The organism is Cellulosimicrobium cellulans, assembly GCF_007679345.1.
Classification (GTDB): Bacteria; Actinomycetota; Actinomycetes; order Actinomycetales; family Cellulomonadaceae; genus Cellulomonas; species Cellulomonas cellulans_A.
Genome location: NZ_VEGH01000003.1, coordinates 259,816 through 281,965 on the forward strand (window position 1 = coordinate 259,816; position 22,150 = coordinate 281,965).

General features: G+C 76.8%; 24 protein-coding genes. 7 read left to right on the top strand and 17 right to left on the bottom strand.

Annotated elements, in window-relative coordinates:
- Positions 1-83 precede the first annotated feature (83 nt).
- The 6 genes from FS882_RS05715 to FS882_RS05740 form a co-directional block, all read right to left on the bottom strand.
- A complete protein-coding gene (locus FS882_RS05715; protein ID WP_158371789.1) occupies positions 84-1,922 on the bottom strand; it encodes a carbohydrate-binding domain-containing protein in 1,839 nt (612 codons plus the stop codon).
- Positions 1,923-2,005: 83 nt separating this feature from the next.
- Positions 2,006-2,794, bottom strand: coding sequence for a polyphosphate polymerase domain-containing protein (locus FS882_RS05720; protein ID WP_158371791.1), 789 nt, complete (start codon positions 2,792-2,794; stop codon positions 2,006-2,008).
- Complete coding sequence (locus FS882_RS05725) at positions 2,791-3,486, bottom strand: DUF4956 domain-containing protein (RefSeq protein WP_158371793.1); 696 nt, start codon at positions 3,484-3,486, stop codon at positions 2,791-2,793. The genes FS882_RS05720 and FS882_RS05725 overlap by 4 nt, the downstream gene beginning before the upstream one ends.
- A gap of 142 nt (positions 3,487-3,628) precedes the next feature.
- Positions 3,629-5,257 carry a proteasome ATPase gene (arc, locus tag FS882_RS05730; RefSeq protein WP_158371795.1) on the bottom strand — a complete coding sequence of 543 codons (1,629 nt, stop codon included), beginning with the start codon at positions 5,255-5,257 and terminating at the stop codon, positions 3,629-3,631.
- A gap of 113 nt (positions 5,258-5,370) precedes the next feature.
- Positions 5,371-6,441, bottom strand: coding sequence for a tRNA (adenine-N1)-methyltransferase (locus FS882_RS05735; RefSeq protein WP_158371797.1), 1,071 nt, complete (start codon positions 6,439-6,441; stop codon positions 5,371-5,373).
- Positions 6,442-6,452: 11 nt separating this feature from the next.
- Positions 6,453-7,568 (bottom strand): site-2 protease family protein, encoded by a 1,116-nt coding sequence (locus FS882_RS05740; protein WP_158371799.1) that lies wholly within the window; start codon positions 7,566-7,568, stop codon positions 6,453-6,455.
- A 163-nt stretch (positions 7,569-7,731) separates the two neighbouring features.
- On the opposite strand from FS882_RS05740, the gene FS882_RS05750 reads away from it, so the two are divergent.
- Positions 7,732-8,613 carry a RecB family exonuclease gene (locus FS882_RS05750; RefSeq protein WP_262348110.1) on the top strand — a complete coding sequence of 294 codons (882 nt, stop codon included), beginning with the start codon at positions 7,732-7,734 and terminating at the stop codon, positions 8,611-8,613.
- A gap of 167 nt (positions 8,614-8,780) precedes the next feature.
- Here FS882_RS05750 and FS882_RS05755 read toward each other — a convergent pair whose 3' ends face one another.
- From FS882_RS05755 to FS882_RS05780, 6 genes are all read right to left on the bottom strand, one after another.
- Positions 8,781-9,782: an arginase family protein gene (locus tag FS882_RS05755; RefSeq protein ID WP_158371803.1), complete on the bottom strand. Its 1,002-nt coding sequence runs from the start codon at positions 9,780-9,782 to the stop codon at positions 8,781-8,783.
- Between the two features lie 94 nt (positions 9,783-9,876).
- Complete coding sequence (locus FS882_RS05760) at positions 9,877-10,557, bottom strand: HAD family hydrolase (RefSeq protein WP_262348091.1); 681 nt, start codon at positions 10,555-10,557, stop codon at positions 9,877-9,879.
- A gap of 85 nt (positions 10,558-10,642) precedes the next feature.
- On the bottom strand, positions 10,643-11,497 hold the full coding sequence (locus FS882_RS21735; protein ID WP_187365146.1) for a DinB family protein: 855 nt from the start codon (positions 11,495-11,497) through the stop codon (positions 10,643-10,645).
- Between the two features lie 87 nt (positions 11,498-11,584).
- Positions 11,585-12,031, bottom strand: a complete 447-nt coding sequence (locus FS882_RS05770; RefSeq protein WP_158371805.1) for an SRPBCC family protein — start codon at positions 12,029-12,031, stop codon at positions 11,585-11,587.
- Position 12,032: 1 nt separating this feature from the next.
- Positions 12,033-12,422 (bottom strand): ArsR/SmtB family transcription factor, encoded by a 390-nt coding sequence (locus tag FS882_RS05775; RefSeq protein ID WP_158371807.1) that lies wholly within the window; start codon positions 12,420-12,422, stop codon positions 12,033-12,035.
- A complete protein-coding gene (locus FS882_RS05780; protein WP_262348092.1) occupies positions 12,419-12,901 on the bottom strand; it encodes an SRPBCC domain-containing protein in 483 nt (160 codons plus the stop codon). The genes FS882_RS05775 and FS882_RS05780 overlap by 4 nt, the downstream gene beginning before the upstream one ends.
- A gap of 145 nt (positions 12,902-13,046) precedes the next feature.
- On the opposite strand from FS882_RS05780, the gene FS882_RS05785 reads away from it, so the two are divergent.
- The 6 genes from FS882_RS05785 to FS882_RS05810 all read left to right on the top strand — a co-directional run bounded on the left by FS882_RS05785 (position 13,047) and on the right by FS882_RS05810 (position 16,956).
- The gene (locus tag FS882_RS05785; RefSeq protein WP_158371811.1) at positions 13,047-13,382 is read left to right on the top strand and encodes a hypothetical protein; all 336 of its coding nucleotides are present in this window, start codon (positions 13,047-13,049) and stop codon (positions 13,380-13,382) included.
- Positions 13,383-13,476: 94 nt separating this feature from the next.
- The gene (locus tag FS882_RS05790; protein WP_158371813.1) at positions 13,477-14,658 is read left to right on the top strand and encodes an FUSC family protein; all 1,182 of its coding nucleotides are present in this window, start codon (positions 13,477-13,479) and stop codon (positions 14,656-14,658) included.
- Between the two features lie 139 nt (positions 14,659-14,797).
- Entirely contained in the window at positions 14,798-16,024 is a 1,227-nt protein-coding gene (locus tag FS882_RS05795) for an inorganic phosphate transporter (RefSeq protein ID WP_158371815.1), read from the top strand.
- On the top strand, positions 16,024-16,326 hold the full coding sequence (locus FS882_RS05800; protein ID WP_158371817.1) for a hypothetical protein: 303 nt from the start codon (positions 16,024-16,026) through the stop codon (positions 16,324-16,326). The genes FS882_RS05795 and FS882_RS05800 overlap by 1 nt, the downstream gene beginning before the upstream one ends.
- A 10-nt stretch (positions 16,327-16,336) precedes the next feature.
- Positions 16,337-16,654: a DUF3349 domain-containing protein gene (locus FS882_RS05805; RefSeq protein ID WP_158371819.1), complete on the top strand. Its 318-nt coding sequence runs from the start codon at positions 16,337-16,339 to the stop codon at positions 16,652-16,654.
- A 68-nt stretch (positions 16,655-16,722) separates the two neighbouring features.
- Positions 16,723-16,956: a hypothetical protein gene (locus FS882_RS05810; protein ID WP_158371821.1), complete on the top strand. Its 234-nt coding sequence runs from the start codon at positions 16,723-16,725 to the stop codon at positions 16,954-16,956.
- A gap of 13 nt (positions 16,957-16,969) precedes the next feature.
- On the opposite strand, the gene FS882_RS05815 is transcribed toward FS882_RS05810, so the two are convergent.
- The 5 genes from FS882_RS05815 to eboE all read right to left on the bottom strand — a co-directional run bounded on the left by FS882_RS05815 (position 16,970) and on the right by eboE (position 22,149).
- Positions 16,970-17,482, bottom strand: coding sequence for a GNAT family N-acetyltransferase (locus FS882_RS05815; protein WP_187365147.1), 513 nt, complete (start codon positions 17,480-17,482; stop codon positions 16,970-16,972).
- A 39-nt stretch (positions 17,483-17,521) separates the two neighbouring features.
- Positions 17,522-17,818: a hypothetical protein gene (locus FS882_RS05820; RefSeq protein WP_158371825.1), complete on the bottom strand. Its 297-nt coding sequence runs from the start codon at positions 17,816-17,818 to the stop codon at positions 17,522-17,524.
- Between the two features lie 58 nt (positions 17,819-17,876).
- Entirely contained in the window at positions 17,877-19,373 is a 1,497-nt protein-coding gene (locus FS882_RS05825; protein ID WP_187365148.1) for an RNB domain-containing ribonuclease, read from the bottom strand.
- Between the two features lie 167 nt (positions 19,374-19,540).
- Positions 19,541-20,947 (bottom strand): nucleotide pyrophosphatase/phosphodiesterase family protein, encoded by a 1,407-nt coding sequence (locus FS882_RS05830; protein WP_158371827.1) that lies wholly within the window; start codon positions 20,945-20,947, stop codon positions 19,541-19,543.
- Positions 20,944-22,149, bottom strand: a complete 1,206-nt coding sequence (eboE, locus tag FS882_RS05835) for a metabolite traffic protein EboE (RefSeq protein ID WP_158372091.1) — start codon at positions 22,147-22,149, stop codon at positions 20,944-20,946. The genes FS882_RS05830 and eboE overlap by 4 nt, the downstream gene beginning before the upstream one ends.
- Position 22,150 lies beyond the last annotated feature (1 nt).

The following is a 22,150-nucleotide window of genomic DNA, read 5'->3' on the forward strand; positions in this document are numbered from 1 at the left end:
ACCGCCGCGCGCGAATGGATCCCTCCGCCCCGACACGTCTGGGCGTGGTCGCGCGGAGGGATCCACTCGCGGCCCCGATCGGGTCAGGCGTTGGCGCCCGGTCGGCCGGCGCCCTGGCCGCCGCCGCCCCCGCCCATCCCGGCGGTGTGCTCCCCCGCGGTGACGGTGATCACCTCGGTCGCGCCCGAGGCGTCGCCCGACGTCGTGTACCCGGCGACCGCGTCCCCGGACGCGGTGGCGCCCGCCACGACGGTGTACTGCTCCCCCGCCGTGAGGCCGGCGGCCGAGATCACGAGCGAGGTGATGTCCTTCGTCGGCGTGAAGGTCGCCACGACGGTGCCGTCGGCGTCGACCACGGCGAGGGTGGTGCCCGCTGCCTGCGCGGAGTCGAAGGTCGCGGACACCCAGTCCTGGCCGTCCGTGCCAGGGGCCGTGGCCATGCCGGAGGAACCCGCGGCGACGAGGGTGCCGCCGGTGACGGACGGGGTGCTGTCGGCGTCGATCGCGCCGTTGCCGTCGTCGGTCGGCCCGTTCACGACGACGGTGCCGCCGGACATGGTGAGCGTGCCGTTGGCGTCGAGGCCGTCGCCGCCCGCGTCGACCGCGAGGGTCCCGCCCGTGACGGTCAGGCCGGCGGTGCCGGCGGACCCGCCGTCGGGTCCGGCCCAGTCGCCCTGGGCGTCCTCGGTGGAGCCCGTGGCGCTGCTGGCCGCGTTGATGCCGTCGTCGGAGGCGACGACCGCGATGTCGCCGCCGGCGAGGGTGATCGCCTCGGCCTCCAGGCCCTCGTACGAGGTCAGCACGTCGACCGTGCCGCCGGTGACGTCGAGGGCCGCGTCGGCGTGCACCCCGTCGTCCCCGCTGGACAGGGTCAGGTCGCCGTCGGTGATCGACACGATGCCGTCGGAGTGCACGGCGTCGTCCGCGGACTCGACGGTGACCGTGCCGCCGCCGACGACGACGCTCGCGGAGCCCTTGACGCCCTTGGTCGAGGTCTCGTCGGTCGGATCGGTGCCGCTGCCGCCGCCCGCGGTGACGTCGAGTGTGCCGCCGGTGACCACGACGTCGGTCTCGGCGTCGACGCCGTCGCCGTCGGCCTCGACGGTCAGGTCGCCGCCGGAGACGACGACGAACCCCTCGGTCGCGTCGCCGTCGTCGTCCGCCGTCAGGCCGTCGCCCCCCGCGGTGACGTCGAGGGTGCCGCCGGAGACGACGAGGTAGTCCTTTCCGCGGATGCCGTCGTCCACGGCGTCGACGGTGATCTGCCCGGACTCGATCACCAGGCCGTCCTTCGACGTGATCCCGTCGTTCGCGTTGCCGGTGACGGTGAGGGCGCCGTCGCCGGTCATCGTGAGGTCGGTGGTGCTGAACAGGGCGGCGTTCGGCGCGTCCTCGGCGTCCGCGTCGGCGTACGCGGCGGCGTCGGTCAGCGCGTTGACCGAGCCGTCGGCGAGCTCGACCTCCGCCGACCCCGCGCTGCTGACCACGAGGGCGGCGCCGGTCGACGAGGTGATGTCGGCGCCGTCGAGCACCAGGTGCACGACCGCGTCGCCGGCATCGACCACGACCCGGCCGTCGTCCAGGGTGCCGGTGATCGTGTAGATGCCACCGGCGGTGATCGTGACGACGGAGCCGTCGACGGTGACGCCGTCGGAGTCCGACGTGGCGGTGTCGCCGTCGAGGGTGATCGTGCCGCTCGCGGCGCCCGCGTCGGCGACCGCGTGCACGTCGGCGTTCGCGGCGAGCACCTCCTCGGCGGTGGCGCCGGCGGCGACGTCGGTGACGGTGGTGCTCGTCGAGCCGTCGGCGGAGGTGCCGGACGACCCTGAGCTGGTGTCGGCGAGGGCGTCGGCGGTGCAGCCGGCGAGGAGGAGGGACAGCAGGACGGCGGGGACGGCGATGACGCGGCGGGGTCGGCGCACGGTGGGCTCCTTCGTGGGGTCGGGGTGGCGCGGCGGGGGTCGTGGGTCGCGCGGGGTGGGCCCGCGGGGTCGGCGCGGGGGGGTCAGGCGGCGAGCGAGCGGCGCAGGGTGCGCCGCCACGGCCGGCCGCCGAGGGCGGGGTCGAGGACGACCAGCCCGGTGGCGTACTTGGAGATGCGGCTCGGCCGGTGGCCGAGGGACCACAGGGCGCGGTCGGCGGCGGACGCGCCGCCGACGCTCTTGGTCTCGACGACGGCGTGCCCGGGCAGGGCCGCGGCGGAGCGCGCCCCGAGCCACTCGAGCCCGGTGTCGACGGTGAGCCTCGCGCCGTCCGGGAGGTGCAGGGTCCGGCGGCGGTACTGGGTGGTGAGCGTCGGCGCGAGCAGGGGCTCGGCCCCGGAGCGCGGGTCCGGGAGGGCGACGCCGTGGGCCGCCAGGGTGTCGACGACGAACCCGAGCGCGTCGTCCACCTCGTCCCGGGCGCGGACGTCGTGCTCCCGCCGGTCCTTGACGGTGGTGCCGCGCGGGCCGCGGGTCTTCACCTCCAGCCAGCAGCCGCCGGTGTCGGTGTAGGTGCGGGTCCGGACCTTGTACCGGCGACGCCGGCGGCCCGCGGCGAGGTGGAACGCGTCGAGGTCCGGGGTGTCGAAGTACACGGACTCGTACCCGAAGCCGTCCCGGCCGTCGATGACCAGGCGGCGGGTGCCGTCCGGGAGGGCCGCCACCAGGTCATGCAGGGCGTCGAGCGGGAGGACGTACTTGCGGTCGACCCGGGTCTGCAGCGCGGCCGTGGCCTGGAGCTCGTCGAGGCCGACCGCGGGCAGGTGCGCGAGGCCGGCGAGGTGCGGCGCGGCGGGGCCGGCGGCGGTCACCGGGCGATCCCGGACAGGGTCGGGGCGGACTCCGCCGCCGGGGCGGGCGCGGCGTGCGTGGCCGGCGCGGAGTGCGCGACATGCGTGGCCGGCGCGGTGGCGGTCGACGGCGCCGGGCGGCGCGACCCGGCCGAGCCCCGCGACCCCGCCGGCGGCGCGGCGTACCGCACGTCCACGACGGTGGTGTCGTCGACGAGGTCCAGCCGCTGCAAGGTCGCGCCGTGCACCCGGGCGCCGAGCAGCTGCTCGAGGTGCGCGACGAGCGCGGCGTGGTCGCCGAAGGCGCGGTCGACCACGACGACCTGCTGCCGGTACCCGCGCAGCAGCCGCGGGTGGTCGCCGAGGTACAGGGCCGCGAGGACCATCGCCATGAGCGCGAGGGCCAGCGCGCCGAGCGACGAGCCGAGCCCGCCGATGAGCCCCAGCGCCAGGGCCGCGAAGTAGTACGCCACCTCGCGCTGGTCGATCTCGGACGACCGCAGCCGGATGATCGACAGCACGCCGAACAGGCCCAGGCCGAGGCCCGCGCCGACCGTGCTGGTCGACAGGGCGCCCGCGACGGCCAGGACGCCGACGTTGACGCCGAGGAACGCGACGACGAGGTCGCGCCGGCGGTGCCGGGGGAAGTACAGGGCGAAGGTCAGGACGGCGATCGCGACGAGATCGGCGGCGAACAGGACGGGGGCAGGCATGGGCACCTCGCGGGTCGGGGATGGACGCCCGGCGAACCGGGGACGACCATCGAGCCGCGCGGCGCTGTGCGGTCCCTGTGCACGAGCAGGGCCCGCCGTCTGAGTCGACGGCGGGCCCTGGTCGGCGGGTGGGACCGGACCGCTACAGGTACTGCCCCGTGCTCTGCACGTTCTCGATCCGGCGCGAGGCCTCCTCGCCCTTCTTGTCCTGGACGATCGTGCGGATGAACACGATGCGCTCCCCCTTCTTGCCGGAGATGCGCGCCCAGTCGTCGGGGTTGGTCGTGTTCGGCAGGTCCTCGTTCTCCTTGAACTCGTCGACGCACGCCGTGAGGACGTGCTCGACGCGCAGGCCGCGCTGGCCCGTCGCGAGGAGGTCCTTGATCGCCGACTTCTTCGCGCGGTCGACGACGTTCTGGATCATCGCGCCGGAGTTGAAGTCCTTGAAGTACAGGACCTCCTTGTCGCCGCTGGCGTAGGTGACCTCGAGGAACCGGTTCTCCTCGTTCTCGGAGTACATCCGCTCGACGGCGCGGGCGATCATCGCGTCGACGGCCGCGGCGGTGGAGCCGTGGTGCTCGGCGAGGTCGTCGGCGTGGATCGGCAGGTCCGGGGTGAGGTACTTGGCGAAGATCTCGCGGGCGCCCTCGGCGTCGGGGCGCTCGATCTTGATCTTCACGTCGAGCCGCCCGGGACGCAGGATGGCCGGGTCGATCATGTCCTCGCGGTTGGAGGCGCCGATGACGATGACGTTCTCCAGCCGCTCGACGCCGTCGATCTCGGCGAGGAGCTGCGGGACGATCGTGGTCTCGACGTCGCTGGACACGCCGGTGCCGCGGGTGCGGAACAGCGACTCCATCTCGTCGAAGAACACGACGACGGGGTGCCCCTGGGACGCCTTCTCGCGGGCGCGGGCGAAGATCAGCCGGATGTGCCGCTCGGTCTCCCCCACGTACTTGTTGAGCAGCTCGGGGCCCTTGACGTTGAGGAAGTACGACTTGGCCTCGGCCACCTCCTCACCGCGGGCGCGGGCGGAGGTCGCCGCGAGCGAGTGCGCGACCGCCTTCGCGATGAGCGTCTTGCCGCACCCGGGCGGGCCGTAGAGCAGGACGCCCTTCGGCGGCTTCAGGCCGTGCTCCCGGAACAGGTCCGGGTGCAGGAACGGCAGCTCGACGGCGTCGCGGATCTGCTCGATCTGCGGGCCGAGGCCGCCGATGTCGGCGTAGTCGATGTCCGGGACCTCCTCGAGCACGAGGTCCTCGACCTCGGCCCGCGGGACCCGCTCGAACACGAAGCCGCTGCGGGCCTCGACGGTGAGGGCGTCGCCGACGCGGACGGAGCCGTCCAGGACCTGGCCGGCGAGCCGCACGACGCGCTCCTCGTCGCCCCGCCCGACGACGAGCGCGCGCTCGCGCCCGATGAGCTCCTTGACCGTCACCAGCTCGCCGACCTGCTCGTAGCCGCCGGCCTCCACCACCGTGAGCGCCTCGTTGAGCATGACCTCCTGGCCCGGCCGCAGCCGGTGGACGTCGATGGCGGGGCTGGCGCCCACGTGCATCTTGCGGCCCGAGGACACCACGTCGACCGTGCCGTCCTCGCGCGCGGTGAGGAACGTCGCGAACGTGCCCGGGGGCTTGGCGAGGTCGTCGATCTGGCGCTTGAGCTCGATGATCTGGTCGCGCGCGGCCACGAGCGCGTCGGACATGCGCTCGTTCTTGGCGGCCAGGAGCGCGAGCTCGCGCTGCAGGTCGCGTGCTGTCGGTTCCGTCATCGCCGGTACCTCCGATCGCGGGTCGACCTCACGGCGCTGTGGGGCTGTCGTGGGGAGACCCTAACCACACGTGTCAATCGGAGCCGCGGCGCCTCGCCGCGGCTCGTGCGGGCTCAGTCGGCCTCGGGCGCCTGGCCGACGTCGCGGCGCACCTTGCGCACCTTCTTGTCCGAGACCGCGCGCTCGCCGAGGGCCTCGGGGGTCCACTCGGCGTCGGGCACCTCCTGGAAGGACCTGCTGGTCACGACGTCGCCGACCTCGTCGACGAGCGCGGCCTCGCCCGGCTGGGAGCCCTTGGCGGGGCGGCGCTTGCGCAGCGGCGGCAGGACGCCGTCGGCGAGCCGGCGGGTGGTGAGCAGGAAGCCGGTGTGGCCGATCATCCGGTGCTGCGGGCGGACGGCGAGCCCCTCGAGGTGCCAGCCGCGGACCATGGACTCCCACGCCTGCGGCTCGGTGTACCGGCCGTCGGCGCGCACGTCCTCGGCGAGCCGGGAGAGCTGGGTCGCGGTGGCGACGTAGGCGATGAGCACACCGCCCGGGGCGAGGGCGGTGGCGACGGCGTCGAGGTTCTCCCAGGGCGCGAGCATGTCGAGGACGACGCGGTCGACCTCCCCCGGCGCCTCGGCGAGGGGCAGCACGTCGGACAGGTCGCCGACGGACAGCCGCCACGCGGGGTGCGGGCCGCCGAAGAACGTCTCGACGTTGCCGCGGGCGATGGCGGCGAAGTCCTCGCGGCGCTCGATGGAGTGCAGCCGGCCGCCGTCGCCGACCGCGCGCAGCAGCGACATCGTGAGCGCGCCGGAGCCGACGCCGGCCTCGACCACGCGGGCGCCCGGGTAGATGTCCGCCATCGCGACGATCTGGCCGGCGTCCTTCGGGTAGACCACCGCCGCGCCGCGCGGCATCGAGAGCGTGTAGTCGCTGAGCAGCGGGCGCAGGGCGAGGTACTCGACGCCGCCGGAGCTCGTCACCGTCGTGCCCTCGGGAGCGCCGATGAGCTCCTCGTGCCGGAAGTAGCCCTTGTGCGTGTGGAAGGTGGCGCCCGGCGCGAGGGTGATGGTGTGCAGCCGCCCGCGGGGGTCGGTCAGCTGGACGCGCTCCCCCACCCGCAGCAGGCCGCGGCGCTGGTCGGCGCCCGTCGGCGTGGGGGCGGCGGGCTCGGGCGCGGGGGTCTGCTCGGTCACGGGGGTCGATCCTAGGGGCGCAGCGCCGCCGCGACGTCCGCGCTGCGCACGAGCGCGACCACGTGGCCGTCCCGGACGGCGGCCGCGACGGGCGAGAACCGGGACACGGCCGCGACCGCCTGCACGAGCTCGGGGCCGCGCAGGGCGGCGTCGACGACCGCCCCGGCGGGCAGCGTGACGGCGACGGCGGTGAGCGGGACGTGCGCCCGGTCGGCGGCGGGGACGGCGTTCGCGGCCTGCGGGTCGACGTACGCGGCGGGACGGCCGTCGGGGGCGAGCAGCACGACCGCGTCGGCGCCGGTCTGCCCCCGGGCGGCGTCGGCCTGGGCCAGCACCGCGGTCGCCGGGACGCCGACCGCCCGGGTGCCGACGGAGCCCACGTGCAGCGCGTCGACGGCCCGCCCGGCGCGGGCGCCCTGGATCGCGGCCGAGGCGCCCGACCACAGGAAGGCGCCGACGAGGGCGGCCCAGGCGACGGCCCACAGGTCGGGGCTGCCGCCGCGCACCATCGGCAGCAGGATCACCCAGGCGGCGAAGCCCACCGCGAACACCCGGCCGACCCAGCCGGCGACGAGCGCGCCGCGTCGCCGGTCCCCCGTCGCGCCCCACACGATCGACTCGAGGACCATGCCGCCGTCGAGCGGCAGGCCGGGCACGAGGTTGAACAGCCCGACGAACGCGTTGCTGTAGGCGGCGGCGTACAGCACGAGCGCGGCGAGGCCGAGCGGGTCCGCGACGCCCGCGACGAGCCAGAACACCCCGGCGAGCACCAGGTTCGCGATCGGGCCGACGACCGCGACCAGCCCCTCGGTGAACGGGGTGATCCGTCCGTGGAACGCGGTGTGGCCGCCGATCAGCGTCAGGGCGTACTCGCGCACCTGGAGACCCCGGGCGCGCGCGGTGAGGCCGTGGGCGAGCTCGTGGACGAGCACGGACAGCAGCAGGAGCAGGGCGACGACGAGCGCCACGACGTACGTCGACCCCGTGCCGAGCCCCGGGGCGCGGTACCGGACCGAGGGCGCGAACACCAGGGCGATGGCCGCCACCACGAGCAGGCTGCTCGGGCTCAGGACGACCGGCGTCCCCGCCACGCGCCCGACGACCCAGCCCCGCGTTCTCTCTGCCACGGGGGAAGGCTACGTGGCCGGGCCGTGCGGGTCGGCGCGGGTGCCGGGGCGGGCGCCCACGTGGGCGTCGGCGGGGGCTCCGGCGTGGGCGTCGACGGGGGTGTCGGTGGTGGCGCCTAGGCTCGTCGTCGTGACGACCACCGACCCGCAGCTGCTCGCCCCCGTGTCCGCCGACGGCGCCGACGCCGGCGACGTCGAGGCCGCGCCCGAGCCGCGCGTCCCGGGCCTGTCGCCGTCGCGCGCCAACGACTTCCAGCAGTGCCCGCTGCTGTTCCGGTTCCGGGTGGTCGACCGGCTGCCCGAGCCGCCGAGCCTCGCCGCCGCCCGCGGCACGCTCGTGCACACGGTACTGGAGCGGCTGTACGACCTCCCGCTCGGCGAGCGCACCCCCGCCGCCGCGCACCTGCTGGTGCCGGCCGCGTGGGACGCGCTGCTGGAGCGGTCGCCCGAGGTGGTGACGATGTTCGCCACGGACGACGAGCGCGAGGCCTGGCTCGGCAGCGCGCGCCTGCTGCTGGACACCTACTTCACGCTCGAGGACCCGAACCGGCTGCAGCCCGGCGACCGGGAGCTCGCGGTGCGGACGCTGATGGAGGACGGACCGCAGCTGCGCGGCATCGTCGACCGGATCGACGTCGCGCCCGACGGGGCGCTCCGGGTGGTCGACTACAAGACCGGGAAGTCGCCGAACCCCGGCTTCGAGGGCTCGGCGCTGTTCCAGATGCGGTTCTACGCCTACGTGCTCTGGCGCGAGCGCGGCGTGCTCCCCAAGCTGCTCCAGCTCGTCTACCTCGGCGACGGCCAGATCCTCCGGCACGCGCCGTCCGAGGCGGAGATGCGCACGCTGGAGCTGCGGCTGCGGTCGCTCTGGGCGCAGGTCGAGGAGGCGGCGCGCACCGGCGAGTGGCGGCCGCGGAAGTCCCGGCTGTGCGACTGGTGCGCGCACCGCGCCGTGTGCCCCGCCTGGGGCGGGACGCCCCCGGAGGTGCCGGAGGGCGCGGTGGAGCGGGCGATCGGGGTCGTGCCGGTGGCGCAGGCGTCCTGAGCCCGGCCCGGGGGGCGCGGGCCCGAGAACGCGGGGCCCGGGCCCCGGGACGCGCGGCGCCTGACCCGGGACGCGCGACCTGGCGCCGGATGCGGGGCCGCACTCCGGACGCAGACCAGGGCACGCGCGGACGGTCCGGGCACGCGCGGACGGTCCGGGCCCGCGCGTCAGGGCTCGCGGCGCGCGGCCAGCACCGGGGCCAGCGCGGCGACGAGCCGGCGCGCGGATCCGCCGTCGGGGTCGTGGTCCGGGTTGTGCTCGACGAGCGTCATCCCCGCGAGCCGCGGGTCCGCCACCAGCGGCTCCAGCACCGCGACCAGCACGTCGAGCGTGAGCCCACGACCGTACTGCGGGACGTCGGCGCCGGGCAGCAGCAGCGCGTCGAGGACGTCCACGTCCACGTGCACCAGGAACCGGCGCCCGGCCGGGCCCGTGACCGCCGCCAGCGCGCGGGCCGCCGCGCCGTCGGGGTCGGCGGCCACGTCGGCGGCCGGGATGCGCGCGCTCGGCACGAGGTCGTGCACGTCCTCGTCGTCGTCGCCGAAGCCGAGGAAGCACAGCGCGTCCGCGTCGAGCAGCGGCCGGCGGGGGCCGAGGCCGGCGAGCGCGTCGACCGTCCCCGGCAGGTCGAGCAGGTGCGCGACGCCCATCGAGTCGAGGATCGGCTCCTCGGGGTGGTCGGCGGGCAGCTGCAGGTCCTGCCCGCCGTCGACGTACACCAGCCCGACGTCCCCGTGAGCCCCGACCGCCGCGGCGAGCAGCGCGAGGGCCAGCGTGCACTCGCCGCCGAGGACGAGCGGCGTCTCCCCCGCGGCGAGCACCACGGCGAGGGCGTCACGGGCGTCCCGCAGCACCGCGAGCACGCCGTCCGCGTCGTGCGGCACCGGGGGCCGCCCGGCGGCGGGGTTCCGGGGCGAGGTGCGGGCTGCGGCCGCGGGACCCGCGCCGTGGGCGGCGGTACCCGTGCCCGAGGACGGCCCACCGTCCGCGCGCCACCGGGCGACCGGCCGGTCGCCGTGGTCGGTCACCGACGCGCCGGCGGCCGCCAGGGCATCGACGAGCCCGGCGGCGCGGAGGGCGGCGGGCCCCTTCTCCAGCCCCGGCCAGTGCGCCGCCCGGCTCGACGGCACGCCGAGGACGCCCCAGTGCCGGTCGCGGCCCGCCGTCATGGCACGACGGTAGGGCCTGGGGTCGCCGCCGGCGCGGCCGGGGTCCAGCCGACGCGCCGCGGTGCGCCCGCGAGCGGCCGCCGCGCGCGCCCGGTCAGCCCAGCAGGTCCAGCACCGCGCCCGAGCGGATCCGCGCGAAGTCGTCGACGGAGACGTCGGCGAGCGACCCGGTCTTGTTCAGCCCGTCGATCTCCGGCAGCTCGCGGAACACCTCGACCGCGAGCACCCGGGCGCCCGAGGCGACGCCGGAGGTGATGCCGGTCGGCGAGTCCTCGACGACCACGCAGTCGGCGATGTCGACGCCGAGCCGCTCGGCCGCCAGGAGATAGGGCTGCGGGTCCGGCTTGGGCCGCTCGACCTCGTCGCCCGCGACGACGGTCGCGAACACGCCGGCCACCCGGGCGAACGGCTCGGCGAGCTCCGCGTAGGACGAGGTCACGAGCGCCTGCGGCACCCCGGCCGTCGCCAGGGCGGCGAGGAGCTCGCGGCCGCCCGGCTGCCACGGGGTGTCCTCGGCGACGGCCGCGGCGACGCGCTTGTTGAGGAAATCGACGATCTCGTCGACGCTCAGGCCGACGCCGCGGCCCCGGAGGATCTCGCCGGAGACCTTCATCGGGTTGCCGACGAGGGTCAGGCCGTCCTCGTGCGTCCAGGTGCCGCCCCAGGACTCGACCAGCTCGGTCTCGGCCGCCATCCAGAGCGGCTCGGTGTTGACCAGGGTGCCGTCCATGTCCCAGAGGACGGCGGCGGGCAGGGTGGGTCGGGCGTCGTTCACGGCGTGCGGCTCCGGGGTCGTGCGGGCGGTGTGCTGCCCTCGACGGTACCCGGGCTCGGTGAACGGGGGTGGACGGCGGGTGCGGCTACTCCCCGACCGCGCCGTCGACAGCCTCGCGCAGCAGGTCGGCGTGCCCGTTGTGCCGGGCGTACTCCTCGATCATGTGCGTGAGGACCCACCGCAGGTGCGGGGTGCGGCCGTCGGGCCAGGCGCGCGCGGCCGGCGCCTCGAGCCCGCCCGCCGCGAGGGCCGCCGCGACGTCCGCCCGGGACCGCTCGACGGCCGCGAGCCAGAGCGCGCGGAGCTCGTCCGGGTCGTCCTCCGCGGCGGAGTGCCACTCCCAGTCCCGGTCCGCCGTCCAGTCGACGGAGGCCCACGGCTCGGCCCGGTCGCGCCCGTGCAGCGCCCGGGAGAACCAGTCGTCCTCGACGTACGCGAGGTGCTTGAGCAGTCCGCCGAGCGTGATGGTCGACGCGCCGACGGTGGCGGCCAGCCCGGCGGCGTCGAGCCTGCGGGTCTTCCACTCCAGGGTCGCACGGTGGAAGTCGAGGAAGCCGAGCAGGGTCTGCACCTCGTCGCCGTCGGGAACGGGTTCGGCGCGGCCCTGCTCGTCGACGACCGGGGCGGCGTCCGCGACCGGCTCGGCGGGGATGTCGAGCTCGCGGGCCGCCGCGGAGATGCGCCGGGCGAGGTCGAGGTCGCGTTCGGTCAGCCCGGCGACGTCGTGCGAGACGAGGTGCACGCCGACGGCGGGGTACCGCAGGTCGACGTCCGGGTGGTGGTCGGCAGCGTCGGCCAGCTCGCCGATCGCGTCGACCAGCTCGACCCCCGCGGCGAACGACCCGGTGCGGAACCGCGCGTGCGCGCCGTCCGGTCCGACCCGCCAGTCGGCGACGCCGTCGGCCGCCCGGAACTCCTCCGCCGTCATCCGCCCGCTCATGCGTCCCACGCTAGCGGCGCGGGGGTCGGCGGTCGCCCCCGGGTGGGACGGTCCGGCTGCGATCCGTCGCACCGGTATCGCTGCCGGTCACCCCCAGTCGTCGACCCAGAGGTCGTGCGGCTGCGGCCGCCCTCGCCCGGTCTCGACGAACTCGCGCAGGCTGAGCAGGAACGTCGCCCACTTGGTGCTGCAGTGGTGCAGGAACTCGACCGGCTCGGCCCAGCCCTCGTGCGTGAACAGCACCACGGTCACCTCCCCGGACGCCCGCAGCCGGAAGTCGACGTGCGTGCCGACCCACTCCGCGGGGCCCTGCGCGACCCGCCAGCGCACCCGCTCGCCCGGGTCGGCGTCGACGACCTCCATGACGTAGGGCTCGTCGGCGCCGCGGAAGGCGAGCTCCAGCCGCCCGCCGGGACCCCCGTCGCCGCGGGTGTCCGTCGTCCACCACCCCGCGACGCCCTCGGCCGTCGTCAGCGCCGCGTACACGTCCGTCGCCGCGGCGCGCACGCCGAGCCGGTGCCGGATGTCGACCATGTCAGTGCTCCTCCGTCGTCGCCGCCGGCGGCCGGGCGGCCGTCGGGTCGTCCTGCTCGTGCGCGTCCCGCTCCCGCTGGATCGCCTCGGCGATCCCGGCGATCCGCCGCAGCCGCGCGTCCCACGTGCGCCCGACCGCGTCGAGCTGCGCGGCCGCCCGGGCGAGCTGGGCGTCGTCCACGCGGTACCGCCGCTCCCGGCCCTCGGTCACCCCGTGCACGAGGCCGGCGCGGTCGAGGACCGCGAGGTGCTTGGCGACGGCCTGCCGGGTGACCGGCACCGCGGCGCTGAGGCTCGTGGCGGTGCCGCCGCCGTCGGCGAGCAGCGCGTCGAGCAGCCGCCTCCGGGTCGGGTCGCCGACCGCGGACCACAGGGCGTCGTCGACGCTCACGGCGCGACCGCCAGCCGGTCGAGGTACGCCGCCAGCCGCGGGACGAAGTGGTCCCAGCCCTGGACGTGGTCCGCGTACCGCTCCTCCAGGACGGCGACCTCCCAGCCCCGCTCGCGGAACCCGGTCTCGGTCAGCGTGAGCCGCGTGCCGGTGGCGGTGGGCTCCAGGGCGAAGGTCACCAGCAGCGACGTCGCCGCCGTGGCCGCCTCGCCGGGACCGTGCGTCCAGCGGAACGAGAACGTGCGCGGCGGGTCGGCCTCGACGACGGTCAGCCGCTCGACGACCGCGCCCGCCTCGCCCCGCCGCCCGAAGACGAGCTCGCCCTCGGCGCCGGCGAGGGGCTCGCCGAGCACGGCGTCGTCCGGCCACCACTGGCGCAGGTGCTCGGGCCGGCTCACCACCTCGTAGACGACCTCGGGGGTCGCGGCGACGTGGATCTCCCGCTCGATGGTGCCCGGCTCGGTGTCTCGGCGTTCCACGGTGCCTCCTCGCATCTGATGCAACTTTCGGTTGCACGTCAGCGTAGGAGCGGTCCAGCACGATGCGCAACCCCTGGTTGCGGTCAGGCGAGCGGCGTCCGCGCCCCGAGGGGCAGCGCGGCGCGCTCCCGGGGACGATGGGGCGATGGCCTCCCCCGGACCGCGCCGCGCACCCCGCCTGCTCATCGCCCACGCCGCGGTCGTCGCCGTCGTCACCGTGCTGCTCGTCGTGCTCGCCTCGCGGCCGGTCGAGGACGCCGACATCGGCGCCGGGCTGGCGCTCCTCGCCACGCTGCCGTTCGGCCTGCCGTGGAGCCTCGGCCTGCTGCTCGGTCCGACCACGTGGGCCACGGCCACGGTGGTGGCGCTGGCGGTCGGCTGCGCGTGGCTGAACGTCGCGCTGCACGCCCTGCTCCGGCTGCACCTGCGTCGGCGCGCCGCCGCCCGCACCCGCAGCCCGCGCGCCACCGCCTCGCGCTGAGCCCGGGGGCGGGCGCCCGGCAGGTCCCCGCGGAGGCCCGCCCCGGGCGACGTCCCGGGTGCGCAGCGGCGCACCGCGGGCGACGCTGGGCACGATGACCGACCGCACCGCCCTCGAACCCGAGCCCGGACCGCCCCCCGCCGCCCGCCGCCTGCCCCGGCTCCGCGCCGTCGGCACGGCGACCTCGCGGTTCCTCGCCGTCCGGCCCTGGCTCACCCGCGCCGTCCGCACGACGGGTGCGGCGGTGATCGCGTGGGTCCTCGTGCGGTTCGTGCCCGGCCCGTGGAGCGACTACCCGTACTACGCGCCGCTGGGTGCGGTCATCGCCACCTCGGTCACGGTCCGGGGCACGACGCGGCGGTCGGTCCAGTCCGTCCTGGCCATCGCGCTGGGCGCGGTCGTCGCGCGGCTGGTCGACGCGCTCGAGCTGCCGGGGGTCGCGGGGCTGGCGGTCGTGGTGCTGGTGGGCGTGCTGCTCTCCGGATGGCGGCTGCTCGGCGACATGGGCTCGTGGGTCCCGACGGCGGCGCTGTTCGTGCTGATCATCGGGAACGCCGACCCGGTCGGCTACATCTCGGCCTACGTCGGGCTGACGTTGTTCGGCGCCCTCGTCGGCGTCGCCGTGAACCTCGTGGTGCCGCCGCTCCCCCTGACCCCCGCGGAGCGGTCGCTCGACCGGCTCCGGGCGTCCGCCGCCGAGCACCTCGACGCGCTCGCCGCCGCGGTCCGCGACGACGACGCGCCCGTGCCGCCGGACCGCCCGCTCCGGGCCGCGCGGGCGGACGCGCAGGCGGCGGTGGCCGACGCGCAGGAGGCGGCGCGGGGCAACTGGACCGCCCGGCACTACCGTTCCTGGCGCCAGCGGCAGGAACGGCACGCCGCGTCGATAGACGCCGCCGCCGTGGTGGCGCTCGACGTCCGGCGCGCGGTCGTCACGTCGCGGACCGTCGCGGCGGCCGGGGCGGCGCCCCCCGAGGAGCGGGACGTGCACGTGCCGATCGTGGCGCACGCCGACGACCAGGACCGGGCCGACGCGGTCCGCGAGGGCACCGCCCGCGCGATCGAGGCGGGCGCGGCCCTGGTGCGGGCCCTGCGCCCCGACGGGCCGGGTGCGGGCACCGAGGACGCCGACGACGCCGACCAGGCGGCCGCCGAGCTCGCGCGGGCCCTCGACGAGCTGCAGGAGGCGGTGGCGGCGGACCGCGCGACGGCCGCGGGCGCGACCCGGCCGGCCGACGGCGTCGTGGTCGCCCTGACGCCGCTGCTCACCGGCTGACGGCCCGCGCACCGCGCGCCCCCACCGACTCGGGAGCACCCGGTCGGGTTCCCGGCCGCGGGTGAACGGCCGGCGACGACTCGCCGACGGAACGGTGCCCCTGGTGCGCGCCGGCGGGACCGCGAGGACGGTGGGCCCCGTGGACGCTGCAACCGTCATCCTCGCGCTGGTGGTCGTCGTCGCGCTCGCGTTCGACTTCACGAACGGGTTCCACGACACGGCGAACGCGATGGCTACCTCCATCGCCACGCACGCGCTGCCCCCGAAGGCGGCCGTGACCCTCTCCGCGGTGCTCAACCTGGTGGGCGCCTTCCTCTCCGTCGAGGTGGCGCTGACCGTCACCAACGCCGTCGTCCGGATCCAGGAGTCCGACGGCGCTCCCAGCCCCGACCTCGTGCAGGACGGGGGCGAGGCGCTGCTGCTCATCGTGCTGACCGGGCTGGTCGGCGCGATCGTCTGGAACCTGCTCACCTGGCTGCTCGGCCTGCCGTCGAGCTCGTCGCACGCGCTGTTCGGGGGCCTGATCGGCGCGACGGTCGCCGGCCTCGGCTGGGGCGCGGTGCACTGGACCGGCGACGGCGGCGAGCCCGACGGGATCCTCGGCAAGGTCGTCGTCCCCGCGGTCGCGTCGCCCGTCATCGCGGGCGTGGTCGCGGCGACGGGCACCTGGTTCGTCTACCGGGTCACCGTCGGCGTGGCGGCGCGGTACACCGAGCGCGGGTTCCGCTGGGGCCAGATCGGCTCCGCCTCGCTGGTGTCCCTCGCGCACGGCACGAACGACGCGCAGAAGACCATGGGCGTGATCACCCTCGCCCTCATCGCCTCCGGGCACTGGACCAGCACGACGGCGATCCCGCTGTGGGTCAAGGTCTGCTGCGCCCTCGCGATCGCCCTCGGGACCTACCTCGGCGGGTGGCGGATCATCCGCACGCTCGGCAAGGGGCTGATCGACATCGCCCCGCCGCAGGGCATGGCCGCCGAGACCGCCTCCGCCGCGACGATCCTGGTGTCCAGCCACCTGGGCCTGCCGCTGTCGACGACGCAGGTCACGACCGGCTCCGTGCTCGGCGCCGGCGTGGGCCGGCCGGGCGCGACCGTGCGGTGGCGGGTCGCCGGCCGGATGGGCGTCGCGTGGCTCATCACGATGCCGGCCGCCGGCCTCGTCGGCGCGGCCACGTGGTTCCTGGCGCACGTGCTCGGCGGCGGGGTGCTCGGGGCGGTCGCCGTGGTCCTGGTGCTGGTCGCGCTGAGCGGCGCGATGTACGTGCGGTCGCGGCGGGACGCCGTGCACGCGGGCAACGTGAACGACGAGTGGCAGGAGCCGGCGCGCGAGCGCCGCCCGGCCGCGGCGGGAGGGGTGCGCTGATGCTGGCGACCGAGATGGGGATGCTCGGCCAGGTGCTGCTGGTGTCGCTGGTGCTGGGCGCCGGCCTGCCGGTCCTGTTCGGGCTCGGCCTGCGCGCCTCGGCGTGGGGCGCGGGGGGCGACGCCGAGGAGCACGCGACCGGTGACGCGCCGCGGCCGCACCCGCTCGGGCGGGTCCTGGCCGTGCTGTGCTTCGCGCTGGCCGTGGCCGGGGTGGTGCTCGGCATCACCGTCGTCGTGGCGTCCGGGCTCGGCTACGAGGTGAGCCTCGGCGGCGGCCCGCTGCTCGTCGAGAAGGCGTGAGGGGGCCGCGATGACGGAGACGGGAACGGGCACGTGGCCCACCCGGGTGCTGCGCTGGCTGCGCGCGGGGTACCCCTCCGGCGTGCCGCAGCAGGACTACGTGGTGCTGCTCGGCCTGCTCCGGCGGTCGCTCACCGACACCGAGGTGCACCAGATCGCGGGCGACCTCGCGGTGCTGGCGAGCCGGGGCGCGGAGATCACCACGGCCGACGTCGAACGCATGGTGGGGGCGGCGACGCTGGACGCCGCGTCGGAGGCGGACGTGGCGCGGGTGTCGGCGCACCTGGCGCGCGGCGGCTGGCCGCTGGCGGGCCCGGACGCACGCTGACGGAGCAAGCCCGGACCGGACGCGCGGAACGCCCCCGCGAGCGACGTCGGCGCGGCTAGCGTGGCACCATGTTCGGCTCGCTCACCCCGCTGGTGATCATGGTCACGTACTGGGTCGTCCCGGCTGTCGTCGTCGCGTTCCTGCTGTACCTGGTCGTGCGGCGCGGGGTGCGGGACGGGATGCTCGACGCCCGGCGCGTCGACGCGGAGGAGGCGGCGGAGCGGCGCGCGCGTGCGGCCCGTGCCGCCGACGGGGCGGCCGCGGCACCCGCTCCGTCCGGGACCGGGACGACGCCCGCCTGAGCCGGGTCCGCGCTCAGGCGGCTGCGACCGCGCGCACCAGCACCACGCTGTCGTAGGTCTTGCCGGGCCACCGGATCACGTCGCGCTCGGCGAAGCCCCATCCCCGGTAGAGGCCGAGGAGGTCACCCGCGGGCTCCGCGGTGTCGACGCCGACGGCGGTCACGCCGTGGGCGGCGGCGTGCGCGAACGCCGCGTCGCGCAGCCGGCGCGCGTGGCCGCGACCACGGCGCGCGGGGTCGACCGCCATCTGGTTGAGCCACGCCCGACCGGGCGCCGCGGCCTCGGGCGTCAGGCCCTGGAGGTACGTGGCCGGCGGCACCGAGAGCGTCAGCGTCGCGACGGGCGTCGCGTCCTCGACGAGCACGAACGTCGGTCCGGCCGCCGCGCGCCACCGCGTCAGCTCGACGTCCTGCGTGGCCGCCGTGAAGTTGAGGCCCCGCTCGGCGAGGCCGGCGTACGACCGGTGCAGCAGGTCGGTGAGCGCGGGGGCGTCGGACGGGTCGTAGAGACGCAGGTCGAGGGGCACGTCCGCCACGCTAGCGGCGTCGCGACGTCGCCCCGGCACCTACGGGCGCGGGTCGACGCGCCGCCACGGCTTCTCGTCGCGCCGCTGCCCCGTGCCGGCGGCGCACCGCGGGCACACGCGGCCGACCGCGTCGGCGTGCCGCCCGGTCGCGGGCTGCACGTCGGCCCAGCGCACGTGCGGGAACCGTTCCAGCGCGGACCGGTGGAGCGACAGCCCGCACACCGTCTCGTTGCGGCCGGGCTCCCAGGCGTGCACCTCCCCGGCGGGGGCGCGGACCCCGTCGGGGTCGGTCCACCGGCTCGTCGCGGCGACGGCCGCGGACCTGGGGCGAGGCACGCGCCCGACGCTAGCCGCCGGGCCGTGCCCCGGCACCCGGGCCGACCGGCGCCGGCCGTCAGACCCCCTGGGCCGCCCCGTCGAGCACGAACCGCACGGTGCGCTCCGGGACCGACACCGCGTCCAGCCGCACGCGCACGTCGGTGCCCAGCGGGAGCGCCGCGCCGGCGACCCGGCCCCGGACGGCCGGGTCGCGGAGCTGCACGACCCCGCTCTCCCCGCCGTCCCGGACGTCCACCACCACGCCGTCGAACTCGTCGCCGACCCGGGCCGAGAGCAGGGCGGCCTCGACCAGGTCCACGCAGCCGCGCTCGTAGGCGGACGCCCGCCGGTCCCCCGCGGCCATCAGGCCGGGCAGGTCCGGCAGCGCGTCGCGGGCCCAGGCCGGCACCTCCACGCCCGCGGACACGGCCAGGCACACCTCGCCGACGAACCGGTCGACCAGCCGGCGCAGCGGCGCCGTGGTGTGCGCGTAGGGCGCCGCGATCGCGGCGTGCAGCGGCTGCTCGGGAGCCGCGCCGTCGAACGCGACGTACGCGGCCCCGCGCAGCAGCGTCGTGGCCTCGGTGAGCAGGGCCGCGTGCGCGGGCACCCCGGCGTCCAGCCCTCGCACCACGGTCGCGGCGTCGGCACCGTCCGGCCACGGCACGCCGAGCGCCCGCGCCGAGGACCGCAGCCGCTCGACGTCGCGCGGGTCCGCGGGCGGCAGGGTGCGCAGGACCCCCACGCCGGCGTCGAGCATCATCGTGGCCGCACACATCCCGGTGAGCAGCGACACCTGGGCGTTCCACTCCTCGACGGGCAGGGTCGCCCGGCTGGTGAGGGCCCACCGGCCCCGGGCGTCGACCTCGACCACCTGCTCAGGCGTCGGGAGGGTCAGCCCTCCCCGCGCGACCTCGGCGGCCTGCCGCAGCCGGCCGACCGCGCGGAGCAGGACCAGGGTCTCGTCCGCGGTGCCGTCGTCCAGCGCGCGCTGCGCCCCCTCGTAGGTGAGCTGGGCCCGGCTGCGGACGCTCGCGCGGCGGACGTGGACCGCGGTCGGCGCGCCGTCCGCGTCCAGGTCGATCTCCCACAGCAGGGCGGGTGCGTCCTGGCCCGGCAGCAGGCTCGCGGCGCCCTCGGACAGCTCCGGCGGGTGCAGCGGCGTGCGGCCGTCCGGGGCGTAGAGCGTGACGACGCGGCGGCGCGCCTCGGCGTCGACGGCGCCGCCCGGGCGGACCCACGCGGCCACGTCGGCGATGGCGTACCGCACCCGGTAGCCCGCCCCGCGGCGCTCGAGGTGCACGGCCTGGTCCAGGTCCCGGGAGCCCTCGGGGTCGACGGTGACGAAGGGGACGTCGGTCGCGTCGACGCGCTCCGGCGCGCCGGCGGGTACCGGGGCGGGGCCGCTCGCGCGGACGGACCCGACCTCGGCAAGCACGTCGTCCGGGAACACGGCGGGGACGTCGAGCTCCGCGCGCAGGGCGTCGAGGCCGGCGCGGACGTCCGCGTCCACCCGGCGGGCGTCGTCGGCGGCGGTGGGCGCGGGGCGGAGGCGGACGTGGCGTCGGGGCACGCGGCGAGCCTAGGGCGGGCGGCGGGCCGGTGCCCGGTGGTCGCGCGGTGCCGGAGGGGCGCCGCCGCACCCGCCCGCGCACGCGCCCGCTGCGCCGGCGCCCTTCCCTCCCGGTCGTCGCGCCGCCACCCGATCGATCGGGTGGCGGCGCGACGAGCGGGTGGAGGTCAGACCGCCGCGACCGCCCCGAGGCCCTGCAGCTCGAGGACCGCCGACCGGATCGCGGCGGCGGGCACCGCGTCGCCCGCCGCCAGGGCCGCCGCGACGGAGGGCGGGACGTCCGGGTCGGAGCACAGCACCACGGGCGCGTCGGCCACGGACGTCGGGAGCCGGCCGTGGCTGCCCGCGACGCGCGCCGGGTCGAGCGGCGTGGTGGACATGGCGTACCGGAGCCCGAGCTTCTTCTTCACCAAGTTCAGCCCCGCTCGGGCCTTCGCGGCGCCGGAGGCGAAGAACAGCTCGGCGGGGTCGTAGCCCGGCTTGCGGTGGATGTCCACGCCGCGCGCGTAGTCGGGCGCCCGGTCGTCGTCGAGCCAGAAGGAGTACGTGAACCAGGCGCCCGGCTCGGCGACGACGACGAGCTCGCCGGACCGCTCGTGGTCCAGGCCGTACCGGGCCTGTGCCGCGCGGTCGAGCACCTCGTCGACCCCCGGGACGCCGCGGAGCAGCGCCGCGACGCGCGGGACGTCGGCGTGGTCCGCGACGTAGACGTGCGCGACCTGGTGGTCGGCGACGGCGAACGCCCGTGACGTCCACGGGTCGAGCTGCTCGCCGTTGGCCTGGGTGTAGACGTGCAGCAGGCCCTCCTCGCGGAGCAGCCGGTTGACGTGCACCGGGCGGGACGCCGGCTCGATCCCGTACTCCGACACCGCGAGCACGGTCGCGCCGCGGGCCTCGGCTTCGTCGAGCAGCGGGGCGAGGGCGCGGTCCAGGTCGGCCGCGGCGGCGTCGGCGCGCGGGTCGAGCGGCCCGAACCGCTGCAGGTCGTAGTCGAGGTGCGGGACGTACGCCATGGTCAGGTCGGCGGGCCGGGTGGCCATGAGGTGCCGGGTCGCGGCGACGATCCACTCGGTCGACCCGATCGACGCGGTCGGGCCCCAGTACTGGAACAGCGGGAAGGCGCCGAGCCGGTCCACGAGCTCGTCGTGCAGCGCGGGCGGACGCACGTAGGCGTCCGGGGACTTCCGGCCGTCGGCGTGGTAGACCGGCCGGGGCGTCACGGTGACGTCGGTGGACATGCCCATCGCGTACCACCAGCACACGTTGGCGGCGGTGTACCCGGGCTCCGCCCGGCGGGCCGTCTCCCAGACCTTCTCCCCCGCGACCAGCCGGTTGTGCTGCCGCCAGAGGTGCACCTCGCCGAGGTCGCGGAAGTACCAGCCGTTACCGACGATCCCGTGCCCCGAGGGCGCGAGGCCGGTGAGCATCGTCGACTGCACGGAGCAGGTGACGGCGGGCAGCACGGTGCGCAGGCCCGCGCGCCAGCCGCCGTCCGCGAGCCGGGACAGCCGCGGCATGTGCGCGAGGGCGCGCGGGGTGAGCCCGACGACGTCGAGCAGGAGCAGGGGCCTCATGCGGTCCTCCGGGTGGTGAGGTCGACGCCGTCCGGGGCTGCGCTCGCGTCCGCGTCCCACCACGACCCGAGGTCCAGGTGGTCGACGGCCCAGCGCAGCTCGGCGGCGATGCCTGCGACGAGGTCGTCGCCGGCGCGGGCCGCGAGCTCGTCGGGCAGGACGGCCCAGGTGTAGGTCTCGACGTCCAGGTGGGCGGCGTCGCCGTGCGGGCCGCGCAGGACGGCGGTGACGGCGTCGCGCAGGAGGTCGGTGGTGGCCTGGAGGGGCGCCGCCGGCCGGGCGTGCAGCGGGACGTGCACGTGCACCCGCCACGGCCCGTCGCCGGGCAGGCCGCCGGCGAGGGCGTCCGGCAGGTCGTCGGCGGGATGAACGGCTCCCCCGCTGCGCTCGCGCACCTGGTGCAGGTATCGCGGCTCGGCGAACCGGGCCACGGCGGCGCGGGAGGCCGGGTCGGCGGGGTCCTCGACGTGCAGGGCGGCGGAGGCCTGCACCTTGACCACCCGGAGCCCGGCCTGCCGGATGCGCCGGACGGCGGCGACGGGGTCGGCGAAGGACACGGCCAGGTGGCAGGTGTCGAGGCAGACCCCGACGTGCTCCGGGTCGATCTGCCCGGGACCGGTGCCGAGCCGGGGCTCGAGCCAGCCCACGACGTCGGCGACGGTGTCGAGGACGCACCCCGGCTCGGGCTCGACGGCGAGCCGCACGGTGCGGCCGGTGCGGGCGGCGAGGTCCCGCAGGCCCGCGGACACCGCGGCGAGGGCGGCGGTGGCCGCGGCGTCGTCGTCCGCGGACCACGGCTCGCGCCAGGCGAGCGGGAGCGTGGAGATCGAGCCGTCGACGCCGTCGGGCAGCAGGTCGGCCAGCACCTCGGCGCACGCGAGGGTGTACGCGGCCCGGGCGGGCTCCGCCCAGGTCGGCGAGTACACGGCGTGCTTGACGACCTCGGCGTGGAAGCCGCCGTACGGGAAGGCGTTCAGGGTGTGCACGGTCAGCCGGTGGGCGGCGAGCGCGCCCCGGAGGCGGTCGCGGTCGTCGGGGCTCGCGGCCAGCCGGTGCGCCAGGTCGGCGGGCAGCCACAGGCCGACGCCGAGCGTGCCGAGCCCCGCCGCCTCGCGGACCGGCCCGGCGTACCGGTCGAGCTGGGCGAGGACGCCGTCCAGGTCCTCGGCGGGGTGGACGTTGGTGCAGTACGACAGCGGCATC